General features: G+C 70.8%; 22 protein-coding genes and 1 pseudogene. 10 read left to right on the forward strand and 13 right to left on the reverse strand.

The window, feature by feature from the left end:
• The first annotated feature begins 7 nt into the window (after positions 1-7).
• Positions 8-526 (forward strand): isoprenylcysteine carboxyl methyltransferase family protein, encoded by a 519-nt coding sequence (locus ACZ4FV_RS09790; RefSeq protein ID WP_395863807.1) that lies wholly within the window; start codon positions 8-10, stop codon positions 524-526.
• Positions 523-1,536: an NAD(P)/FAD-dependent oxidoreductase gene (locus ACZ4FV_RS09795; RefSeq protein ID WP_465322333.1), complete on the forward strand. Its 1,014-nt coding sequence runs from the start codon at positions 523-525 to the stop codon at positions 1,534-1,536. The genes ACZ4FV_RS09790 and ACZ4FV_RS09795 overlap by 4 nt, the downstream gene beginning before the upstream one ends.
• Before the next feature lie 282 nt (positions 1,537-1,818).
• On the opposite strand, the gene ACZ4FV_RS09800 is transcribed toward ACZ4FV_RS09795, so the two are convergent.
• From ACZ4FV_RS09800 to ACZ4FV_RS09810, 3 genes are read right to left on the reverse strand one after another with little or no spacing between them, the layout of a single operon-like run.
• On the reverse strand, positions 1,819-2,928 hold the full coding sequence (locus ACZ4FV_RS09800; RefSeq protein WP_402233018.1) for an rRNA adenine N-6-methyltransferase family protein: 1,110 nt from the start codon (positions 2,926-2,928) through the stop codon (positions 1,819-1,821).
• A complete protein-coding gene (locus ACZ4FV_RS09805; protein ID WP_402233021.1) occupies positions 2,925-3,119 on the reverse strand; it encodes a hypothetical protein in 195 nt (64 codons plus the stop codon). The genes ACZ4FV_RS09800 and ACZ4FV_RS09805 overlap by 4 nt, the downstream gene beginning before the upstream one ends.
• Positions 3,116-3,271: a hypothetical protein gene (locus ACZ4FV_RS09810; RefSeq protein WP_402233024.1), complete on the reverse strand. Its 156-nt coding sequence runs from the start codon at positions 3,269-3,271 to the stop codon at positions 3,116-3,118. Before ACZ4FV_RS09810 ends, ACZ4FV_RS09805 begins: the two co-directional genes overlap by 4 nt.
• Positions 3,272-4,083: 812 nt before the next feature.
• Here ACZ4FV_RS09810 and ACZ4FV_RS09815 point away from each other — a divergent pair.
• Both ACZ4FV_RS09815 and ACZ4FV_RS09820 read left to right on the forward strand, forming a co-directional pair.
• Positions 4,084-4,827, forward strand: a pseudogene (locus ACZ4FV_RS09815) (helix-turn-helix domain-containing protein); the annotation flags it as partial.
• Positions 4,828-4,862: 35 nt separating this feature from the next.
• Complete coding sequence (locus ACZ4FV_RS09820; RefSeq protein WP_465322335.1) at positions 4,863-5,060, forward strand: DUF397 domain-containing protein; 198 nt, start codon at positions 4,863-4,865, stop codon at positions 5,058-5,060.
• 23 nt (positions 5,061-5,083) lie between these two features.
• On the opposite strand, the gene ACZ4FV_RS09825 is transcribed toward ACZ4FV_RS09820, so the two are convergent.
• Entirely contained in the window at positions 5,084-6,295 is a 1,212-nt protein-coding gene (locus ACZ4FV_RS09825; protein ID WP_465322336.1) for a helix-turn-helix domain-containing protein, read from the reverse strand.
• A 172-nt stretch (positions 6,296-6,467) separates the two neighbouring features.
• Between ACZ4FV_RS09825 and ACZ4FV_RS09830 the strand changes: the two genes are divergently transcribed.
• Positions 6,468-6,665 (forward strand): DUF397 domain-containing protein, encoded by a 198-nt coding sequence (locus ACZ4FV_RS09830; protein WP_402233032.1) that lies wholly within the window; start codon positions 6,468-6,470, stop codon positions 6,663-6,665.
• A gap of 35 nt (positions 6,666-6,700) precedes the next feature.
• On the opposite strand, the gene ACZ4FV_RS09835 is transcribed toward ACZ4FV_RS09830, so the two are convergent.
• Positions 6,701-7,354 carry a GNAT family N-acetyltransferase gene (locus ACZ4FV_RS09835; RefSeq protein WP_402233035.1) on the reverse strand — a complete coding sequence of 218 codons (654 nt, stop codon included), beginning with the start codon at positions 7,352-7,354 and terminating at the stop codon, positions 6,701-6,703.
• Between the two features lie 61 nt (positions 7,355-7,415).
• Positions 7,416-8,051, reverse strand: coding sequence for a TetR/AcrR family transcriptional regulator (locus ACZ4FV_RS09840; RefSeq protein WP_395863791.1), 636 nt, complete (start codon positions 8,049-8,051; stop codon positions 7,416-7,418).
• 146 nt (positions 8,052-8,197) lie between these two features.
• On the opposite strand from ACZ4FV_RS09840, the gene ACZ4FV_RS09845 reads away from it, so the two are divergent.
• Genes ACZ4FV_RS09845 through ACZ4FV_RS09855 form a run of 3 tightly spaced genes read left to right on the forward strand, consistent with a single transcriptional unit; the run spans position 8,198 to position 10,961 of the window.
• Positions 8,198-9,424 (forward strand): acyl-CoA dehydrogenase family protein, encoded by a 1,227-nt coding sequence (locus tag ACZ4FV_RS09845; RefSeq protein ID WP_395863789.1) that lies wholly within the window; start codon positions 8,198-8,200, stop codon positions 9,422-9,424.
• Positions 9,421-10,176 (forward strand): SDR family oxidoreductase, encoded by a 756-nt coding sequence (locus ACZ4FV_RS09850; protein WP_465322338.1) that lies wholly within the window; start codon positions 9,421-9,423, stop codon positions 10,174-10,176. Before ACZ4FV_RS09845 ends, ACZ4FV_RS09850 begins: the two co-directional genes overlap by 4 nt.
• Positions 10,173-10,961: an SDR family oxidoreductase gene (locus ACZ4FV_RS09855; protein ID WP_465322340.1), complete on the forward strand. Its 789-nt coding sequence runs from the start codon at positions 10,173-10,175 to the stop codon at positions 10,959-10,961. The genes ACZ4FV_RS09850 and ACZ4FV_RS09855 overlap by 4 nt, the downstream gene beginning before the upstream one ends.
• Positions 10,962-11,008: 47 nt before the next feature.
• Here the strand turns inward: ACZ4FV_RS09855 and ACZ4FV_RS09860 are convergent, their stop codons facing one another.
• The 5 genes from ACZ4FV_RS09860 to ACZ4FV_RS09880 form a co-directional block, all read right to left on the reverse strand.
• Positions 11,009-11,662, reverse strand: coding sequence for an FMN reductase (locus tag ACZ4FV_RS09860; protein ID WP_395863783.1), 654 nt, complete (start codon positions 11,660-11,662; stop codon positions 11,009-11,011).
• Between the two features lie 56 nt (positions 11,663-11,718).
• Positions 11,719-12,858, reverse strand: coding sequence for an LLM class flavin-dependent oxidoreductase (locus ACZ4FV_RS09865; protein ID WP_395863781.1), 1,140 nt, complete (start codon positions 12,856-12,858; stop codon positions 11,719-11,721).
• Between the two features lie 884 nt (positions 12,859-13,742).
• Positions 13,743-14,435, reverse strand: a complete 693-nt coding sequence (locus tag ACZ4FV_RS09870) for a FadR/GntR family transcriptional regulator (protein ID WP_402233042.1) — start codon at positions 14,433-14,435, stop codon at positions 13,743-13,745.
• Between the two features lie 36 nt (positions 14,436-14,471).
• On the reverse strand, positions 14,472-16,349 hold the full coding sequence (gene leuA, locus ACZ4FV_RS09875) for a 2-isopropylmalate synthase (RefSeq protein ID WP_465322342.1): 1,878 nt from the start codon (positions 16,347-16,349) through the stop codon (positions 14,472-14,474).
• Between the two features lie 380 nt (positions 16,350-16,729).
• Entirely contained in the window at positions 16,730-16,951 is a 222-nt protein-coding gene (locus tag ACZ4FV_RS09880; protein ID WP_026218929.1) for a hypothetical protein, read from the reverse strand.
• A 318-nt stretch (positions 16,952-17,269) separates the two neighbouring features.
• Between ACZ4FV_RS09880 and ACZ4FV_RS09885 the strand changes: the two genes are divergently transcribed.
• A complete protein-coding gene (locus ACZ4FV_RS09885; RefSeq protein ID WP_402233046.1) occupies positions 17,270-17,974 on the forward strand; it encodes a hypothetical protein in 705 nt (234 codons plus the stop codon).
• Between the two features lie 196 nt (positions 17,975-18,170).
• Here ACZ4FV_RS09885 and ACZ4FV_RS09890 read toward each other — a convergent pair whose 3' ends face one another.
• Positions 18,171-18,935, reverse strand: a complete 765-nt coding sequence (locus ACZ4FV_RS09890) for an SDR family NAD(P)-dependent oxidoreductase (protein WP_395863773.1) — start codon at positions 18,933-18,935, stop codon at positions 18,171-18,173.
• Between the two features lie 100 nt (positions 18,936-19,035).
• Positions 19,036-19,428 (reverse strand): nuclear transport factor 2 family protein, encoded by a 393-nt coding sequence (locus tag ACZ4FV_RS09895; protein WP_395863771.1) that lies wholly within the window; start codon positions 19,426-19,428, stop codon positions 19,036-19,038.
• Positions 19,429-19,548: 120 nt separating this feature from the next.
• On the opposite strand from ACZ4FV_RS09895, the gene ACZ4FV_RS09900 reads away from it, so the two are divergent.
• Positions 19,549-19,998 (forward strand): MarR family winged helix-turn-helix transcriptional regulator, encoded by a 450-nt coding sequence (locus ACZ4FV_RS09900; protein ID WP_402233050.1) that lies wholly within the window; start codon positions 19,549-19,551, stop codon positions 19,996-19,998.
• Positions 19,999-20,267 lie beyond the last annotated feature (269 nt).

Here is a 20,267-nt window from a genome sequence, read left to right on the forward strand (position 1 = left end):
GTCGGGGATGTACTGGTATTTCGCACTGGTGGGCCTGGTCGCCCTCGAACGCGTCGCCGAGTTGGTGGTCTCCCGGCGCAACCTGGCCTGGAGCCTGGCCCGGGGCGGCGTGGTCAGCGGACAGGGGCACTACCCGCCGATGGTCGTGCTGCACGTCGGCCTGCTGGCCGCGTGCGTCCTGGAAGTGGGGCTGGGCGACCGACCGTTCGTGCCCTGGTTCGGGTGGTCGATGTTCGCCCTCGTGCTCGCCGCGCAGGCGCTGCGCTGGTGGTGCATCACGGCGCTGGGGCCGCGCTGGAACACCCAGGTCGTGGTGGTGCCGGGACTTCCGTTGGTGCGCACCGGGCCGTACCGGCTGCCCTGGTTGCCGCACCCCAACTACGTCGCGGTCGCGGTCGAGGGCCTGGCCCTGCCGCTCGTGCACGGCGCGTGGGTCACCGCGCTCGCGTTCACCGGACTCAACGCCGCGCTGATGGTGGTCCGGATCCGCTGCGAGTCGACCGCGCTGTCGGCGGCGACCGCGTGATCGACCTGCTCGTCGCCGGCGGTGGGCCGGCCGGTCTGGCCACCGCGATCCACGGCGCGCTCGCGGGGCTGCGCGTGGTGGTCGTGGAGCCGCGGCCGGCGCCGGTGGACAAGGCGTGCGGCGAGGGGCTGATGCCGACGGGCGTTGCCGCGCTGGCCCGGCTGGGGATCACGCCCGCGGGGCGGCCGTTGGCCGGGATCCGGTACCTGGACGCCCGGCACGCGGTGCAGGCGAGATTCCGGGAGGGACCGGGACTGGGCGTACGGCGGACCACGCTGCACGCCGCGCTGTACGAACGGGCGCTGGCGCTGGGCGTGGAGCACAGGGTCGGGCGGGTCACCGACGTGCGGCAGGACGCGCACGGGGTGACCGCGGCCGGGCTGAGCGCGCACTGGCTGGTGGCCGCCGACGGCCTGCACTCTCCGATCCGGGCCACCCTCGGGCCCGCCGTGCCGGATCGCCGGGCCCGGCGGTACGGGCTGCGCCGGCACTTCGAGGTCGCACCGTGGACCGACTTCGTCGAGGTGCACTGGTCGCCGCGCGGCGAGGCGTACGTGACGCCGGTGGGCCCGGACCTGGTCGGCGTCGCGATGCTGGGGCCGCGCGGTCGTTCCTACGACGACCACCTCGCCGCCTTCCCGGCGCTGCGGGATCGGTTGGCGGGCGCGGCGGCCGGCGAGGTGCGCGGCGCGGGGCCACTGCGCCGCCGGGTCCGCACCCGGGTCGCGGGCCGCGTCCTGCTCGTCGGCGACGCGGCCGGCTACACCGACGCGCTCACCGGCGAGGGCGTCGCGCTGGCCCTGGCCTCGGCCCGAGCCCTGGTCGCCGCCCTCGTCGCGGGCAGCCCCGAACGCTACGAATCCGACTGGCGCCGGCTCTCCCTCCGCCACCGCCTGCTCACCGAATCCCTCCTCACCGCCCGCTCCCACCCACACACGGCCCGCCTGATCGTCCCCGCGGCCCACCGCCTGCCACGGGTGTTCGGCACGATCGTCAACGCGTTGGCGTAGGTCGGGATCGGGGCCGCGGGACTGCGGGATCGGGGGATCACAGGACCGCGGGATGACGGGATCGGGGACCGTATTGCCCAGGCGCGCCCGAGGAGGGCGCACACTCCGGCGGGGATCGCCCCGCTGTCCGGAGCCTGTGGCAACGTCCGGCGGGCTTCCACGGCGCCACCCGAATCGTCGTCTTCGGGATGGACCCGATCGCCGCGCCGTAGCCGACACCGGGATCGGAACGGCCCCGACGCCGTGCCGCTTCGAGGGCCGGGGCCGTCCCTCCATCTCCTTCTACGGAGCCTGCCAGGGAATCGACGGCCCGCAGTCCACCCGACCGTGCGGCCCGTCGTGCCACACCCACTGTCCATCACCGGTCACCGTGACGCCGTGCTCCTCGCGCGGGGGTTCACCCCGCGCACGCCACGCTGCGTAGGCGTCCTCGATCTCCCGCCACAGGTCGCGCGGCCCGCCCTCGTTCACCTCGAACGAGTGGGCGTCCGGTACGTAGTCGACGGAGGCCCAGGACTGCCCGTCGGCGTACCACGTGGTGAACTCCCCGGCGTGCGCTCCCCTCCCGAAGAACGTGCGCTGCTCGACATCGGGCAGCCGAAGCCCGATCGCGAAATCCGCGTGCTCCTCCTGAAGGGGTCGCGGATCCGTCGTCGTGTGGCGGACCCTGCCCACGCTCGGGTCGGCGATGACGTCACCCACGAAGCGCCGGGCCTCGAACCTCGGGCGCTGCGACCGGGCCCACATGAAGTTGACGTTGCCCACGAATCGGCCCGAGGCCGTGCCGTCGGCCGCGACGACCAGGCGCAGGAGACCGGAGTTGTGGAAGGCCGTGCCCCAGGGCGTGAGGATCACCCCTCCGGGCCGGACCTGTTCCACCCACGCGTACGGCACGCGTTGTACCGCCATGGTGGCGGCAATCCGGTCGTAGGGGGCACCTTCCTTGTAGCCGTGCAGCCCGTCGCCGACGATCAGGGTCGGTTCCGAGCCGCAGCCGCGCAGGGACTCCTGGGCCTGGATCGCCACGAGTGGATCCACCTCGATCGAGGTCACCCGGCCGGCGGTGAGCGCGGTGGCCAACAGCGCAGTGGACCACCCGGTGCCGGTACCGATTTCGAGGATGTCGTGATCCGGTTCGACGTCGAGTTGTTCGAGCATGTGCCGCACGAGGGAGGGTTGCGACGCCGACGATGTCGGGATCAGGCTCCCGCCCGGCATGCCGTCATCCATCTGAGTCACAAGCGGGATGTCGGCCGCCACGGCTTCCGCCCACGCTTCGGGGTCGGTGTCGCGGTCGATCAGGGCGTCGTCACTCCCCCACACCACCCCCGGGACGTACGAGCGCCGGGGCGTGTCCGCGAAAACTGCGTCCCAGTCGACCAAGGTGCTCACTTGTCCTTCTCCTTGTCGCGGTCCCTGTCCTTCGGCGGCACGGGCCTGTCCCACTGGCCGTCCCGCTGCCGTTGGGGGGTCTTGGCGTCGCCGTCCTTGTCGTCCTTGGCGTGGTTCCCCATCGTCTTGCCTCCCGAGTTGTCGTGTGTCGAGCCGATGCCAGTCGGTGGAGGCGTAGGTATCGCCGTCATCGCTCCTTCTCCTCCTCGTCGAGCAGGAACGGAGGTTCCGCCCAATCGGCCACCGCACCCAACGGGCAACCGACTCGCTCCAGGTCGGACAACAACGCGAACCACTCCGGGCCGACCGGCGGTTGCACGGTCGCCAACATGCCCCTGTCCACGGCGCACAACTCCGTAAGCGTGCCGTCCGGCCGAAGCGTCGCGTCTTCCCCGCCGACGTATCTCACGCTCCGATACAGAATCGGCGAAGGCGGCCGAAGAATGACCAAGTCCCGTACCTGACAAGCGAATTCAATCCCACTACGCAAGCGCAGATGAACCTGTCGCCCTCGCACGTCCATAAGCACACCCTCGCGACCCGAATAGGCGTCACGACACCACGCGTGCCGATAGCGCTCGAAGAACGCGAGCCCCCGGTCGAGATCCTCCTGCGTGCTCCCCGAAACCCGCTGCCGCGTGGTCATCGCACGTTCCGCCCACCCGAGCGCGGCGCGCGAATCCACAGCAACAACCGCGAACGCAAACGTAGTCGCGGCTCCCGGAGTGGGGTGAACGCAGCGGTATCGGCGTCCGCCCCGCCGACCCACTCCCGAATCAGCACCCTCAACCGCTCGTCCTGCCAGTCGCGATCCTCCGCCGGAACCGGCACCGAAGCACGTTGAGTCCACCCGAATTGATATGCCATCGTGGGTACGTGTCCTTTCTGTGAGGGGCACGCAGGGAGTGGGGCGACTCGCCAAAGTTGAGCCCCACTCCCTACGCCCGTCGCAGCCCCACCCTTCGGCCTGCGACGTTTTGAGCAAGGGATTGCCTCTCCCTTCCGTACACGGTCTGTCGCTCTGCGTCCCCATCATGAGGTGGGAGAGCTAGCCTGTGCATCTCGGCATCGTTACCGATTTGCGGTGGAACGGAAGGGGGAACGCCCGTGCGATACCAAGAGAAAGACCTCGAACCCCAAGGCTCGCCACGGCAGATGTTCGGGCGGGAGATTCGGGTCAAGCGCAAGAGCGTGGGCATGTCACTGACGGCGTGCGCGACGATCCTGGGCTACAGCAAGGCGGCGATGTCTCGATACGAGACCGGCGAGAGCACCATCCCACCGGACATGCCGGCAAAACTGGATATTGCCTTCGAGACGGACGGGTTCTTCGTACGGCTTTACCAGATGGTGGAGCACGACCAATTCCCGGACCGTTATCGCGGGTTCATGGCGCTGGCGGCGAAGGCAGAGGCGATCCTGGAGTACTCGGCGCTCACCGTGCCTGGGTTGTTGCAGATCCCTGCCTACGCCCGCGCGCAGTTCAGCAGGTTTGTGCCCAGGTGGCCGGACCCCGAGATCGAACGAAAAGTTGCCGCACGCGTCAATCGGCAAAGCATCTTTACTCGGGAACACCCGCCGCGCTACGGCGCAATCCTTGACCAGGCGGCCATCAGCCGCGTGATCGGTGGCCCAGCCGTCATGCGCACGCAACTCGAAGTGCTCTTGCCTCGGATGGACACGCGGTACGGCACGATCCAAGTCCTACCGTTCAACTCCGGAGCCCACCCGCAATTGGGCGGATCGCTGACGTTGCTGACCCTGCCCGACAGTGAGCCCGTCGCATACCTCGAAGGTAGCCACACCGGCCAGTTGCGTGAGGATTCCGCTACTGTCGCAGACCATCAAACGGCATACGATTGTCTACGCGCCTACGCCCTCTCCCCCAGGGAGTCGGCCGAGATGATCCGGGCGGTCATCGAGGAGTTGGAAGCATGCAAGGGACGCGGGACGCAACCGCCGCGACGTGGCGTAAGAGCTCCTACAGCAACTCGGATGGGGGCAACTGCGTCGAGGTCCGCAATGATCTCCCGGGCGTCGTCCCGGTACGTGACTCGAAGGCCCCAGCCATAGGTCAACTCCTCATCGGCGCAACGTCATGGAGTGCACTGACCGACGCCCTCCGGAACTGACTCGACCCCTGCCGGCCCCGCCTCTAGGCAATCCGCAAGCGGTCGGCGAGGGCGAGGAGTGGGGTCGATCTGCGGCGCTCGCGCGAGACCAGGTCCGTGACGACTCGGCGGGATGTGGCGTGGTAGCGCATCCACTCGGGGGCGGTGTGTTCGGCCTTGAGGATGGCGCGGGTTGCCCGGTCGTCGTTGGCGAGGTCGATGTGGGCCAAGGCGCGGTCCACGTAGTAGCGCGCCTGCCAGGTGGGCGGGAGGCTGTTCAGGTCGGTGATGCGACGGGCTTCGACCAACGCCTGTTCGGGGCGGTCCATTTCGACGAAGGCGTTGACCGTGGCGACACCCGCGTTGGTGGGTCCGAACGGGGTGGCATAGTCGATGCGGTCGGCGCCGATCCGGGCGGCGGCGGCATTGGCGAGACGCAGGAGTTCGGCGGCGGTGTCCTTGCGCTCCGCGCGGACGGCGGCCGAGGCGGCGCGTAGGAGCAGGATGCCCCACAGGGCGACGTCGATCGGCGGTGTCTTCGTCCACGACGGCTCGATCTTCTCCGCAGTTGCCTCGGCCACCCGTTGCGCGTCGTCTATCCGCCCCTGCTTGCTGAAGATCCAGGACAGCGTCGACATGCCAATGACTTCGAGCCGGGCATCATCGGAGTGCCCGGCTGCGCTCCTGGCCCGCTCCATCGCCGTGTACGCCGCGTCCTCCTTGCCGAACGCGGCCAGAGTCGTGGCCGCGACCTGATACGCCTCCGCCAGGATGGCGAACGAGGCGGCGCGATCGGCGCCGGAGTGCTCGCGCGTCGCGGACCGCGCATCCGAGATGAGTCGCGGCAATACGGCGGCGATCTCCGACAGCTTCCCGTCACGCCGGATCGCCTCCGTCGACCTCAACGCCGCCCGAAGGTCGAGGACGGACGGCGATTCCCCGTCGGCGACCGCCATTTCGTCTTCGATCAACTCGGAGACCGGAGTCACGGCCCGCCGGAGCGCCAACAGGCTCGGTAGCGGATCCCGATGCACCGCGCCCTCGAACGTGGTCGGCTGCCCAATCAGGATCGACGTTTCCACGTCGAGCGCGCTCGCGAGTGCGTTGAGCGTGGAGAGCCGGGCCGTGAGTCGCTGGTTCTGTTCCAGCTTGCGGACGACATCGACGGAAACCCCCGCAGCGGCGGCGAGCGACTCCTGAGTGTGGTCCCTCCGCAGGCGCAGCCGCGCGATGCGATCCCCGATGCTGTCTTGCATGGTCAGGACTCCCGGCAAGGTAGGCGCTGACCCCACGGTACGCCCGCCGGCCGGCCGGCAATCGCGGGAAGCGACCACCGGCTCACGTCGTACGATCGGCTACGCGCGCCTCTGCCCTTTCCCCGAAAGAGTCGGCAGCGATGATCCGGGCGACCATCAAGGAATTGCAATCATGCAAGGAATCCAGAACGCAGACATCAGCTCATGGCGCAAGAGCACGTACAGCAACGGGGATCAAGGCAACTGCGTCGAGGTCCGCGATGATCTCCCGGGCCTCGTCCCGATACGCGACTCGAAGGACCCGAGCATCGGGCATCTGACAATCGACGCGGCATCCTGGACAGCACTGACCAACGCCCTCCGAAGCTGACCCAACCCGGCCGACCCCTATGCCTCCGGCACCGTTTACGTGGGGCAGCCGAACATTTCGCGGCACGCGTCCAAGCCCTCGATCTCGGTCTCGATCGTGCGGTGTTCCCGCCAGGCGTCTCGGGTCAGGCGTAGGCGGCGGGCCGGGCGCGGGGGGCCGTTTTCGTCGGCGGGGAGGATCTCGATGCCGTCGTCGGCGTAGCCGAGACGTCGGGAGACCGCCAGCGAGGGTGCGTTGTCCAGGAGCGCCGAGGAGATCGCCCACTGGGCGCCGAGGCCGGCAAAGGCCAACTCCAGCATCGCGGCCCTCATCTCCGTACCGAACCCGTGGCCCTGGTGGGCCAGGCCCAGCCAGGAGCCCGAGCCGATCTCGCGCCGGCGGGCGAAGTCCGTGGCGCTGCACTCCTGGAGGCCGATCACCCGACCCTCGTGCACGACGGCGAGCAGCAGCTTCCACTCCTCCGGCCGCCAGTTCGCCCACGAGCCCCAGTAGAACTTGAGGGCCTCCCGGGCCCGAGCCGGATGCGGCGCGCGCGTCCACGGCGTACTGAACGGCATGAAGTCGGGTGCGTGCACGCCGAGTTCGGCGAGTTCGACCAGCGCCACCAGGTCCTCCTGGCTCGCCGCCCGCAGTTCCAGCCGAGGCGTGGTCAACCGTAGGCCGAAGACCGGCCAATGATCAGTGAGCATGGTCGATTCTCGACGCGACACCCCACCCCACGCGAGCGAATTCCGCCGTCGCGACCGCCTGCTACCGCGTCTGCGCCGTCGGCGCCAGCCCGTGCAGCAGCAGGTCCGCGAACACGTCGCCGACCTCGCGCGGCGACATCGGCCCGTCGAGCTGGTACCAGCTGTTCAGGTGGTGCACGCCGCCGAAGAAGTTGTGCGTGGCGATGTCGGCCGACACGTCCGCGCGCAGCAGGCCCTCGCGCTGGCCCTGCTCGATCAGCGAGCGGAAGCGCTCGTGGTAGCGCCGCCGCTCGGCCCGGATCTCGTTGCGCTTGTCCGGCGCAAGCAGGTGCATCGAGCGGAAGTAGACCACCGCGTCGTCGATGTTGCCCAGCGTGGTGACCACCACGTCCGCCGCCGCCTCGCGCAGCCGGTCCACGACCGGCTCGGGGCCGTCCGCGATGGTGTTCAGCCGCTCGGTCTGCATCGCGAGCATGCGGTGGTAGATCTCCACCAGCAGGTCGTCCTTGGACGCGTAGTAGTGGTACATCGCCCCCTTGGTGACCCCGGCGGCGGCCACGATCTCCTGGACCGAGGTGCTCTCGAAGCCGCGCTCGGCGAACATCCGCGAGGCGATCCGGAGCAGCCGCTGGGGCAAGGGTGTCTCTTCGGCCTCGGACAGAACCGGTGCCGCGTTTCCGCGACCTCTAGCCGCCATGATGTCCAACCTTTCGGGGGAGCGTTCGACGCCACCCTAGCCAAGATACCGACCGGTCGGTACCGTAATTCGCGCACGGCACGTCTCGCGCACCCTATGGCCACGGAACGTCCGCGCCGTCTGCGACCAGGGAGAGGAAGGCGCCGGTGGACTTCAGCTACGACACACGGACCGAGGAACTGCGGGAGCGACTGCTCGCGTTCATGACCGAGCACGTGTACCCCGCCGAAGCCGTGTTCACCGATCAGGTGGCCGATCCGGGCGCCGATCCGTGGGGTCGGCCGCCGGTGATCGAGGAGCTCAAGGTCGAGGCCCGCAAGCGCGGCCTATGGAACCTGTTTCTGCCGGGCGCCGAGGGCGCGGGCCTGACCAACCTCCAGTACGCGCCGCTGGCCGAGATCGCCGGCCGCAGCCCGCACCTGGGCCCCGAGGCGCTCAACTGCGCCGCGCCCGACACCGGCAACATGGAACTGCTGCACGACTTCGGCACGCCAGAGCAGCAGGAGCGATGGCTGAAGCCGCTGCTGGAGGGCACCATCCGCTCGGCGTTCTGTATGACCGAGCCCGACGTCGCCTCCTCCGACGCCACCAACATCACCACGAGCATCGTCCGCGACGGCGACGAGTACGTGATCGACGGCCGCAAGTGGTGGTCCTCCGGGGCGATGGCGCCCACCTGCGAGATCCTGGTCGTGATGGGCAAGACCGACCCGGACGCGCCGCGCCACCGCCGGCAGAGCATGATCCTGGTGCCGCGCGACACCCCGGGTGTACACATCCGGCGCGGGATGCACGTCTTCGGCTACACCGACGGTCCGCACGGCGGCCATGCCGAGGTGGTCTTCGACAACGTACGGGTGCCCGCCGCGAACCTGGTCGGCAACGCCGGCGACGGCTTCGCCATCGCGCAGGCCCGGCTCGGCCCCGGCCGGATCCACCACTGCATGCGGCTGATCGGGATGGCCGAGCGCGGCCTGGAACTGATGTGTCGCCGGGTTATCGCCCGCGAGGCGTTCGGCGGGCCGCTCGCCGACCAGGGCGTGATCCAGGAGTGGATCGCCGAATCCAGGGTGCGGATCGAGCAGTTGCGCCTGCTCGTGCTCAAGACCGCGTGGCTGATGGACACCGTCGGCAACCGCGGCGCGCACCGCGAGATCCAGTCGATCAAGATCGCCACACCGCTCACCGTCGAGTGGATCCTGGACAAGGCCATCCAGGCGCACGGCGCGGGCGGCCTGTCCCAGGACTTCGTGCTCGCGTCGCTCTGGACGCACGCGCGCACGCTGCGTCTGGCCGACGGGCCGGACGAGGTACACCGTCGTTCGCTCGCTCACCGCGAGCTCAAGTCCTACCGAGAGGCAGCCGCCCAGTGAGCGACTCGTCCCGTCCCGTAGCCATCGTCACCGGCGCGAGCCGAGGCATCGGCCTGGGCATCGCCCAGGCCCTGGTCGCGCGCGGCGACCGGGTCTGCGTGACCGCGCGTGGCGCGGACACGCTGGCCGAGGTGGTCGCCTCGCTCGGCGGTCCCGAGCACGCGATCGGCGTCGCGGGCAAGGCGCACGACCCGGTCCACCAGGACGCGGCGGTGGCCGCGACCCTGGAGGCGTTCGGCCGGATCGACATGCTGGTCAACAACGCCGGCATCAACCCGGTGTACGGCCCGCTGGTGGAGCTCGACCTGGACGCCGGGCGCAAGATCCTGGAGGTCAACCTGCTCGCCGCGCTCGCATGGACGCAGCGCGTGCACAAGGCGTGGCTGGGCGAGCACGGCGGCGCGATCGTCAACGTCTCCTCGCTCGCCGGCGCGCGGCCCGCGCACGGGATCGGCTTCTACGGCGTCAGCAAGGCCGCGCTGACCCACCTGACCGCCCAACTCGCGAGCGAACTCGGCCCGCGGGTGCGGGTGAACGCGGTGGCGCCCGCGGTGGTCAAGACGGTCTTCGCGACCGCGCTGTACGAGGGCCGCGAGGAAGAGGTCACGGCGGCCTACCCGATGGGCCGGCTCGGCGTGCCCGAGGACGTGGCCGGCGCGGTGGCGTTCCTGCTGTCCGAGCAGGCGAGCTGGATCACCGGCCAGACGCTGCTGGTCGACGGCGGCGTGAGCCTGTCCGGCGGTGTCGGATGACCGCGCTCGCCGGCGCCGGGGTGGTGATCACCGGTTCCGGTGCCGGGATCGGCGCGGCTCTGGCCCGCCGCTTCGCCGCCGACGGCGCCCGCGTCGTGGTCAACGACCTGGACGCGGACGCGTGCCACGCGGTCGCCGCCGAGATCGACGGCATCGCGCTGCCCGGCGACGCGGCCGGCGAGGAGGGCGTCGCGGCGCTGATCGCCGGTGCCCGCAAGGCCCTCGGCGGCGAGATCGACGTCTACTGCGCCAACGCCGGCATCGGCGAGGGCATGGGCCTGGACGCCTCGGAAGCGGCCTGGGACCGCTCGTGGGACGTCAACGTGATGGCGCACGTACGCGCCGCGCGGCTGCTCACCCCGGCCTGGCTGGCCCGGGGCCGGGGCCACCTGGTCACCACGGTCTCCGCCGCCGGCCTACTGACCATGCTGGACGCGTCGGCGTACTCCGTCACCAAGCACGCCGCCTACGCGTTCGCCGAGTGGATGGCGATCACCTACGGCGCCAAGGGCATCACGGTCCAGGCGGTCTGCCCGCTGGGCGTGCGCACGGCGCTGCTCGGCGCGACCGGAGAGGCCGCCCGGCTGATCCTGGACGACGGCGCGATCGAGCCGGCTGAGGTCGCCGGCGTGGTCGCCGAGGCGGTCGTCACCGGCGCCCCCTTCCTGATCCTGCCGCACCCCGAGGTGGCCCGGATGTACGCGGGCCGGGCCGCCGACCCGGACCGCTGGCTGGCCGGCATGCGCAAGCTCCAGGCCCGCCTGGAGATCGCGAAGGACGGCTGACCACCCGGGCCCGGGACGGCGGCGCCACGTCGCCCGGGCCGGTGCGCTCATCCTCGGCGCAGCGCCGCCAACTGCTCGGCGAACGGCACCACTTCGTCGATCGAGTCGCCCTCGCCGCCGCCACCGGCTTCGCGCCTGGACAACCCCGCCGCGAGGTCGGCGAGTTCGCCGCCGGCGCGGGCGATTCGGACGGACAGGTCGTCGCCGGCACCGGCCGCCGCGCCCCAGTCGTCGGTCGCCGCGTACACCGAGGTCGGCACGACCGTGGCCCGCAGGTAGGCGAACATCGGGCGCAGCGCGTGCTCCAGGGCCAGCGAGTGCCGTGCGGTACCGCCGGTCGCCGCGATCAGCACCGGTTTCCCGGTCAGCGCGGTGTGGTCCAGTACGTCGAAGAAGGACTTGAACAGCCCGCTGTAGGACGCGGTGAAGATCGGCGTGACCGCGATCAGGGCGTCCGCTCCGGTGACCGTCTCGATCGCGGCGCGCAGACCCGGCGGCGGGAAGCCGGTGACCAGGTTGTGCGCGATGTCCACCGCGACGTCGCGCAGTTCGACCACCCGGACGTCCGCCTCGACGCCCCGATCGGCCGATTGCCGACGCGTGGCCTCGGCGAGGCGATCGCCGAGCAGGCGGGTGGACGAGGGCTTGCCCAGTCCGGCCGAGACGACCACGAGCTTGAGCGGTTGCGGCTTGGGCGGCATGGTGTGCTTCTTCCTTTCTCTCCGGTCTCTCCGGCGGTACAGGGGTGTTCGGCCGGTCACAGCACCGGTGCGACCTCGTTGGCCGGTGCGACCCCGTCGACCGGCGCTGCCTCGTTCGCCGCCGCGTCCCGTCGGGCGACCAGCGCCGCGTGCGTCGGGCCGGCCGGCACGTCCGTCCCGCGCCGGGCCGCGAACTCCTTGCGCAGCACCGGGATCACCTCTTCGCCGAGCAGGTCGAGCTGCTCCAGCACGGTCTTCAGCGGCAGGCCGGCATGGTCCATCAGGAACAGCTGGCGCTGGTAGTCGCCGAACGAGTCGCGGAAGGTCAGCGTCTTGTCGATGACCTCCTGCGGGCTCCCCACGGTCAGCGGCGTCTGATCGGTGAACTCCTCCAGCGACGGACCGTGGCCGTACACCGGCGCGTTGTCGAAGTAGGGGCGGAATTCGCGTATCGCGTCCTGCGAGTTCCTGCGCATGAACACCTGCCCGCCGACGCCGACGATGGCCTGCTCGCGGGTGCCGTGCCCGTAGTGCTCGAAGCGGTCGCGGTAGAGGTTGATCAGCCGGACGAAGTGGTCCCGGGGCCAGAAGATGTTGTTGGCGAAGAACCCGTCGCCGTAGTAGGCGGCCTGCTCGGCGATCTCGGGGCTGCGGATCGAGCCGTGCCACACGAACGGCGGCACGCCGTCCAACGGTCGCGGTGTCGAGGTGAAGCCCTGGAGCGGCGTACGGAAGCGGCCCTCCCAGTCGACCACGTCGTTGCGCCACAGCTCGTGCAGGAGCGCGTAGTTCTCGATCGCCAGCGGGATGCCCTGGCGGATGTCCTGACCGAACCACGGGTACACCGGTCCGGTGTTGCCCCGACCCATCATCAGGTCCACCCGGCCGTCGGCCAGGTGCTGGAGCATCGCGTAGTCCTCGGCGATCTTCACCGGGTCGTTCGTGGTGATCAACGTGGTCGAGGTGGAGAGGATGATCCGCTCGGTACGCGCGGCCACATAGCCGAGCAGCGTGGTCGGCGACGAGGGCACGAACGGCGGGTTGTGGTGCTCCCCGGTCGCGAACACGTCCAGACCGACCTCCTCGGCCTTGAGCGCGATCGCCACCATCGCCTTGATCCGCTCGTGCTCGGTGGGCTCCCGGCCGGTAGTGGGGTCGACGGTGACGTCTCCGACGGTAAAGATCCCGAACTGCACGATGACCACTCTCTCAGGTAGTTGAACTCTCAATCATCCCTAAAGCAAGATACGCCGCCCCCTATTCCCAACCAAGACCGGGCCGGGGCCGGGGCCGGGCGGGGCCCGGACGGGGGCCGAGGCCGGGCGGGGGCCCGGGCAGCCGGGCCGCGCCGGGACGGGGCAGCCCGGACAGACGGACGGGGCCCGAATCGGAGCGAAGCCGGAAGCCAGCCGAGGCGGAGCCGGGCCAGCGCGAATCCCGCGCCGGATCGGGGCACCAAGCCGTCCGGACGCGTAGCGGACGTGCATCCCGGACGCGTAGCGGACGCGCATCCCGGACGCGTAGCGGACGTGCATCCCGGGCGCGTAGCGGACGGCCCGACCGTGACCGCGTAGCGGGCATGCACCCCGGCACGCCGACCGGGGGCACGCCCACAACGCAGCCGCCCGCGCCACACAGCCCGCCAGGCCCGCGCCTCTCACGGGCCATCTCCCACAGGGCCCGAATCGGAGCGAAGCCGGAGACCAGCCGAGGCGGAGCCGGGCCAGCGCGAATCCCGCGCCGGGACGGAACACCAAGCCGTCCGGACGCGTAGCGGACGTGCATCCCGGACGCGTAGCGGACGGCCCGACCGTGACCGCGTAGCGGGCATGCACCCCGGCACGCCGACCGGGGCACGCCCACAACGCAGCCGCCCCGCGCCGAGCAGCCGGGCCAGGGCCGGCCAGAGCCGGCCAGAGCCGGCCAGGGCTCGACGCCCCCTGGGGCTCCGGCACCGCCGGAGAGCGACGCGGCTCCATGTGCGGCACACCACCGCGCGGCACACCAATACGCGGCACACCGCCGCGCGGCACACCAATACGCGGCACACGCCACCGCGCAGCACCGCCACCGCGTGGGTTCAGTCGCGCAGGATGCGTAGGCTTACCGCGAGTTCCGCCTCGGTGACGCGGCCTGCCGCCGCGGCGTCGCCGGATCGGATTGCCGCGACCATTGCCGCGTGCGCGTCGGCGCCCGGGTCCGCCGAGGCGGTGCGCAGGCCCTTCTCGTCCATCACCGCGAGCAGGTCCAGCAGCCCCGGCCGCATGGTCACCTGGAACACCGCGAACAGGTCGGTCAGCACGTCGTTGTGCGCCGCCGCGACGATGCTCGCGTGGAACGCGATGTCCGCGTCGATGTACGCCTCGTCGTCCCCGAGCGCGGCGGCCCGCGCGGCCAACCCCGCCTCCAGCGCCGCGAGGTCCTCGTCGGTACGCCGCTCCGCGGCCAACATCGCCGCCCGCACCTCGATCAGGTTGCGCACCTCGTACACCTCGGCCGCCGAGGCCCGCCGCAGCCGCGTGGTCAGGTCCTCGACCGGCTCGGTGGCGATCACGAAGACGCCGGACCCCTGCCGGGACTCGACCAGACCCGCTCCCGCCAGCGCGCGAATCGCCTCGCGCACGGTCGAGCGGCCGATGCCCAGTTCCTTGCCGAGCGCCACCTCGCCGGGCAGCTTGGCTCCCACCGGCCAGTGCCCCGCGGCGATCCGGTCACGAAGCCGTTCGGCCGCCTGGCCGACCAGCGGGCTGCGGCGCAGGGGGCCGAACGTCATCGTGTCACCCTCACATCTCAGGTTGTCTGACGAATCCTAACCCGCCGAAACCCCGATCCGTCCCTCCCGCTCCCCTGCGCGAGCTCGCTCCGCCGTCCGGGCCCGATTCACCGCCGACACGGTCGCGTGCACCGAGGCGGCCAGGATCGAGGTGTCGATCCCGACGCCCCAGCGGGTGACCCCGTCCACCCGGCACTCCACGTACGACGCCGCCTGCCGGTCGCCGCCCGCGCCGATCGAGTGCTCGATGTAGTCCAGGATCTCGACCCGGATCCCGGCCGCGCCGAACGCCGACGTCAGCGCCGACAGCGGTCCGTTCCCCTCACCAACCACCGAAAGCCCGACCACAGAAAGCCCGACCACCGAACGTCCGACCGCCGAACGCCCGCCCGCCGCATCGGTGAGCGTCCCGGTGAACACGTGCCGTCCCGGTTCAACCTCCTCGGCCCGCCATCCGCTCACGTCCACCGGCGAGCGCCGGTCCAGGTACTCGCGCCGGAACAGCTCGCCCAACTCGACCGAGGTGATCTCCTCGCCGCTGTCGTCGGTGGCCTCCTGGACCACCCGGGAGAACTCGATCTGGAGCCGGCGCGGCAGGTCCAGGCCGTGCGCGCTCTGCATCAGGTAGGCGATGCCGCCCTTGCCGGACTGGCTGTTGACCCGGATCACCGCCTCGTAGTCGCGGCCCACGTCGGCCGGGTCGATCGGCAGGTACGGCACGTCCCACGGCGCGCGGTCCGCGGACAGGCCCAACTCCTCGGCCTGGCGGGCGTGCCGCGCGAAGCCCTTCTTGATCGCGTCCTGGTGGGTGCCGGAGAAGGCGGTGTACACCAGGTCGCCGCCGTAGGGGTGGCGGGCGTGCACGTCGATCCGGTTCGCGTACTCGACGGTGCGTCGGATCTCGTCGATGTCGGAGAAGTCGATCATCGGATCCACCCCCTGCGTGTGCAGGTTCAGCGCGAGCGTGACCAGGTCCACGTTGCCGGTCCGCTCGCCGTTGCCGAACAAGCAGCCCTCGATCCGCTGCGCGCCCGCCAGCAGCGCCAGTTCGGCGCAGGCGACGCCGGTACCGCGATCGTTGTGCGGGTGCACGGACAGGATCACCGCGTCTCGGCGGGCCAGATGCCGGTGCATGTACTCGATCTGGTCGGCGTACACGTTCGGCGTGGCGATCTCGACCGTGGCCGGCAGGTTGTGGATCACCGGCCGGTCCGGGCTCGCGTCCCACAGCTCGGTGACGCTGTCGCACACCTCCAGGACGTAGTCGGGCTCGGTCAGGTTGAACACCTCGGGCGAGAACTCGAACCGGATGTCAGCATTCGGCCGGGCGTCCGCGCCACGCGCGACGTCCTTCGCGCCGGCCAGGATCAGGCCGTGCAGCGCGGCCCGGTCGTGTCCGAGGACGACCTCGCGCCAGGTCGGCGCGGTCGCGGTGTACATGTGCACCACGGCGTGCGCCAGTCCCTCGATGGATTGGTGGGTGCGTTCGATCAGGTCGGTCCGGGCGGCGGTGAAGACCACGATGGTCACGTCGTCCGGGACCGCGTCGCTCTCGGCCAGGTGCCGGACGAAGTCGTAGTCGGCGCGGCTGGCCGACGGGTAGCCGACCTCGATCTCCTTGAAGCCCATCGCCACCAGCAGGTCGAACATCCGCCGCTTGCGTGACGGGTCCATCGGCTCGGCCAGTGCCTGATTGCCGTCCCGCAGGTCCACCGGAACCCACAGCGGCGCCTGTTCGATCCGCCGGGTGGGCCAGGTCCGCTCGGTCGGGTCGATCCCGACCCGGACCCGTTCGTGCGCCGGGCGGTAGCGGTGGTGCGGCATCGCGCTCGGGCGCTGCCGGTTCCAGTGCGGCCGATCCTCGGGGATGGGGCCGGCGGGGGTGCGCAGGGTCGGGAAGTTGTGTTCGGTCATGGTGCGGAACCGTCCTCGCGGTCGAAAGATCGACCGGCAGCACCGAACCCCGCGGCGGGGTGCCGGTCGGATCAGACCCCGCCGCGGCGGCCGAGAAGGAGGACGCGCAGCTTCATGACGAGGACGCTAGCACAACTTGTCTGACAACCTGATGTCTTTCTCGAGGGCTACGCCCAAAATGAAGAAAGCAACACACCAAGGCACGACGCCCCACGACGCCCAAGGACACGCCCGCACAACGCCCGCACACAGAGCCCCAACGCGCACGCACCCCAGCGCACCCGCCCAACACACACCGCCACCGCCGCCCCAACGAGAGGAGGCGCCGACCCGGTTACCCGGAGGCGCCTCCCTGGACCGACCGCGTGGAGTCGGGATGTTCAGAGATTGCTCAGCTTCGCGTAGGGACGGCAGATCCGCTCCTGACGCGACCCGAAATCGACAGTGACCGCGATGTCCTCTTCGACACCGACGATCCGACCGAGTCCGTACTGATCGTGCGTCACTCGTGCACCGAGTTCGAAATCCTCGATGATGGGAGCGACCGGGACATTGAAGGGACTGGTGGGCAGAATGCGCCGGGTCACGGCTGACGTCGTCATCCCCACCAGTATGCGCCTGTCGGGTGACGCGCGGGGCGTTCGGGGGCGGTATAGGCGAAGCCGTAACCGGAAAGTGTCCCCACGATATGGCGGTTCGAATCCCGTAGAACCCGACCGAAATGCCGCACGGCCAACCCTGCCGCAGGTCACGCGGGATCCGGCCGGCACCGCGTTCTCGCACACTATGCGAACAACGCCCCGGTAAACCCGATTGGGCCGATCGGGCGAAGCCCGAACGCATCGCCGACGCGTGCCGCCCCCCGCCCGGCGCCGGTCGGGCCGCCGTACCGATCCCCGCCCGCCGATAGGGTCGGCGGCATGAGCGACAGCACTGCCCCGGTGGACATCGAGCTGGTCAGGCCGCCCGAGATCCTGCTCGAGCACGACGAGGTACGGGTCTTCCACAGCGGCATCCTGCGCACGCCGGCCGGCCTGTACACCAGCATCGGCATGGAGACCTTGGCCCGTCCCACCGGCCCGCGCCCGCCGGCGCCGCCGCTGTTCGGGCAGTACGGGGTGTCGGTGACCCGCTCGGGCGACCGGTTCGCCCACTCGGCGCTGGCCACGACATTGTCGGCCGGGCCGATCCGGTTCACCTCCTGCCTGTTCGGTCCCGTCCCGGACGGCGATCTGGTGCTGGACGTGGTGCTGCCGACCATCCCGCGCCGCCTGGTGCTGCGCTTCGACTCGGACCGGCACGACGGCACCGGCCTGACACTGAGCACGCCGCCGGCGATCGTGCGCACCGAGGCGGGCGTGACGTTGTGGCACGCGGGGGTGTTGCGTACGGACGCCGGTCGGCTCACCCACGTGGAGGCGACCTCCTCGGACGACCGCGCGCTCGGCGGCGCCAAGTGGGACGTCGAACACAAGCCGCTGGCGGTGACCTGGGACGACCCGACACCGGCCCGTGAGGCGCGGCAGCGAGGGCGGGACTTCGTGAGCACGGACAGTTGGATCGCCGCACCCGACGCGCACGGCACGCTCTCGTGCGCGCCGCTGGACGTGACGCGGGAGCTGTAGCGACAGTCCCGAGCAACGCTCGCGAGCGGCACTTCCGAGCGACGTTCCCACGCCACTTCCGAGCGACAGTCCCGAGCAACGCTCCCGAGCGGCACTTCCGAGCTACACTCCCACGCCACTTCCGAGCGACACTCCCTCCCAGTCGGGTGGGCACCGCCGACCCAAATCCCGGTGGAGGACGGAACACCCGCCCGCTCTACAGGTCCGACCCGCCGGTGGCGTCGATCGTGGTGCCGGTGACCCAGCGGGCGTCGTCGGAGGCCAGGAACGCGACCGCGTCGGCGATGTCGGCGGGTTGCCCGACCCGGCCCAGTGCCGCACGGCCCGCGGCCTGCGCCTGGGCCGCCGGATTCCCGCGCAGCCAACCCGCGTTGACGTCGGTGTCGACGATGCCGGGGGCGACATTGTTGACCGTGATCCCACGCGGGCCCAGGTGCTTGGCCAGAGCGAGCGTGAACGCGTCCAGAGCGCCCTTGGTCATCGCGTACGCGATCGCCTCGGGGAAGGCGATCCGGGTCGCACCGGAGGTGACGGTGACGATCCGGCCGCCATCGCGCAGTACCGGCAGCGCCTCGCGGGTGAGGAAGAACGGCGCCCGGGTGTTGACCGCGAACACCCGGTCGTAGCCGGCCTCGGTCTCCGCCTCGATCGGCCCGGTCGAGCCGATCCCCGCGTTGTGCACCAGGATGTCCAGCCCTTCGACGCCGAACTCGGCCCAGCCGGCCCGCAGTCCACCCAAGAGCGTGTCCACGTCGCCCGGTACGCCGAGTTCGGCGTGCACCGCGAAGGCCAGCCCGCCGGCCGCCCCGATCGCCGCGACCACCTCCTTCGCGGCGGCCTCGTCCCGGCCGTAGTGCACCGCGACCAGTGCCCCGTCCGCGGCCAGCCGCTCGGCGATGGCGCGGCCGATCCCCCTGCTCGCGCCGGTGACGAGCGCGGTCTTGGCGGTGAGCGTGTGCATGGTTGCGCCTTTCGTCCGCGAACCGCTTCTTTAGCGATCGCTACAAATCTCGTTCGGGCAGCACCGTACCCCAGATTTGTTAGCGATCGCTACAGAAGCATCACCGAGCCGACCCCAGACCCTGATCGGCCTCCGATCCGGCGAGCATCAGCGTGGTCTCCTCGATCCGAAGGAATCGGCCGTCCGGCGCGAACTCGCCGAACACGTACACCTCCATCACCACGGTCGCGCCGTCCGCCTTGCGCACCTCGACGGTGTGCCGATCGGCGTAGCGCGACCCGTCGAACAGTTCCTCGTGCAGGCGCACCCGGCCGCCGGCCACGACCGAGCGCAGGTGCGCGATGTGTTCGACGAAGCCGGCCCGGTCCGACCAGACGCCGTCGGTGCGCTGGCGGTAGTCCGGCGCGAAGTGCCGGTCGACGGCGGTGTCGAGATCCAACTCCGGGCGGAAGAGGAGGTCGGTGAGGGCGGGAACGATTGCGGTCTGTGTCATGGCGAGGTGACTCCGATCCGGGCGGTCCACGCAGGACGGCCCACGCGAAGGAAATGCGTGCTTGGCGCACGCTTTTGACGATAGCCCATAAGCGTGCGCGGCGCACGCTAATCTGAGGTCATGGAACACGTGGTGGGACACGAGGTCGCGGACGCGCTGGGTCTGCTGCTCCGGCGCGGCACACGCGCGAACCTGTACGCGCGACTGACCGAGGGCCTGGGGCCGGCCGTGGACGAGGTGACGTATCCCGTGCTCAGCGGGCTGGCCCGAACCGGGCCGCGCAGCGCGGCGGACCTGGCCGGCGAGATCGGCCTCGACCGATCCGGCGTCAGCCGTCGCGCGTCGCGCCTGGAGGCGGCCGGCCTGGTCCGCCGCGAGCCCGACCCGGACGACCGCCGGGCCGTACTGCTCGCACTGACCGACGCGGGCGCCTCCTGCGTCGAGGAACTGCGTGAGCGGCTCGCGACCCGGATCGAGTCCTCGCTCGCGGGCTGGCCCGCCGACGAGGCGCGGATGTTCGCCCGCGGACTGCGCCGATTCGTCGAGGACGGGCCGTTCACGGAGGCGTAGCCCGGCCCGCCGAGGCATAGCCCCACCCACCCGGGCACCCACCCGGGCACCCACCCACCCAGGCACCCAACCACCCGGGCGGTAGCCCGGCCCGCCGAGGCATAGCCCCACTCACCCGGGCACCCAACCACCCAGGCAACGACCCACCCGGGCAGCCACCCACTCCGGCACCCACCCACCCGGGCACCCACCCGCCCGGATGCCGCCCACCGGGGCCATCCACCCGGGCGCACCACCCGCCCGACCGAGGGCCATTCGCTCGATCGAGT

It is taken from the genome of Embleya sp. NPDC025285 (assembly GCF_055558835.1).

What these genes read in the sequence shown, in the direction of transcription:
- ACZ4FV_RS09790 (WP_395863807.1), top strand. Translation starts at nt 8, where the DNA reads ATGTACTGGTATTTCGCACTGGTGGGCCTGGTCGCCCTCGAACGCGTC.
- ACZ4FV_RS09805 (WP_402233021.1), bottom strand. Translation starts at nt 3,119, where the DNA reads ATGACGGCGATACCTACGCCTCCACCGACTGGCATCGGCTCGACACAC.
- ACZ4FV_RS09820 (WP_465322335.1), top strand. Translation starts at nt 4,863, where the DNA reads ATGCAAGGGACGCGGGACGCAACCGCCGCGACGTGGCGTAAGAGCTCC.
- ACZ4FV_RS09825 (WP_465322336.1), bottom strand. Translation starts at nt 6,295, where the DNA reads ATGCAAGACAGCATCGGGGATCGCATCGCGCGGCTGCGCCTGCGGAGG.
- ACZ4FV_RS09830 (WP_402233032.1), top strand. Translation starts at nt 6,468, where the DNA reads ATGCAAGGAATCCAGAACGCAGACATCAGCTCATGGCGCAAGAGCACG.
- ACZ4FV_RS09835 (WP_402233035.1), bottom strand. Translation starts at nt 7,354, where the DNA reads ATGCTCACTGATCATTGGCCGGTCTTCGGCCTACGGTTGACCACGCCT.
- ACZ4FV_RS09840 (WP_395863791.1), bottom strand. Translation starts at nt 8,051, where the DNA reads ATGGCGGCTAGAGGTCGCGGAAACGCGGCACCGGTTCTGTCCGAGGCC.
- ACZ4FV_RS09855 (WP_465322340.1), top strand. Translation starts at nt 10,173, where the DNA reads ATGACCGCGCTCGCCGGCGCCGGGGTGGTGATCACCGGTTCCGGTGCC.
- ACZ4FV_RS09860 (WP_395863783.1), bottom strand. Translation starts at nt 11,662, where the DNA reads ATGCCGCCCAAGCCGCAACCGCTCAAGCTCGTGGTCGTCTCGGCCGGA.
- ACZ4FV_RS09870 (WP_402233042.1), bottom strand. Translation starts at nt 14,435, where the DNA reads ATGACGTTCGGCCCCCTGCGCCGCAGCCCGCTGGTCGGCCAGGCGGCC.
- leuA (WP_465322342.1), bottom strand. Translation starts at nt 16,349, where the DNA reads ATGACCGAACACAACTTCCCGACCCTGCGCACCCCCGCCGGCCCCATC.
- ACZ4FV_RS09880 (WP_026218929.1), bottom strand. Translation starts at nt 16,951, where the DNA reads ATGACGACGTCAGCCGTGACCCGGCGCATTCTGCCCACCAGTCCCTTC.
- ACZ4FV_RS09885 (WP_402233046.1), top strand. Translation starts at nt 17,270, where the DNA reads ATGAGCGACAGCACTGCCCCGGTGGACATCGAGCTGGTCAGGCCGCCC.
- ACZ4FV_RS09890 (WP_395863773.1), bottom strand. Translation starts at nt 18,935, where the DNA reads ATGCACACGCTCACCGCCAAGACCGCGCTCGTCACCGGCGCGAGCAGG.
- ACZ4FV_RS09895 (WP_395863771.1), bottom strand. Translation starts at nt 19,428, where the DNA reads ATGACACAGACCGCAATCGTTCCCGCCCTCACCGACCTCCTCTTCCGC.
- ACZ4FV_RS09900 (WP_402233050.1), top strand. Translation starts at nt 19,549, where the DNA reads ATGGAACACGTGGTGGGACACGAGGTCGCGGACGCGCTGGGTCTGCTG.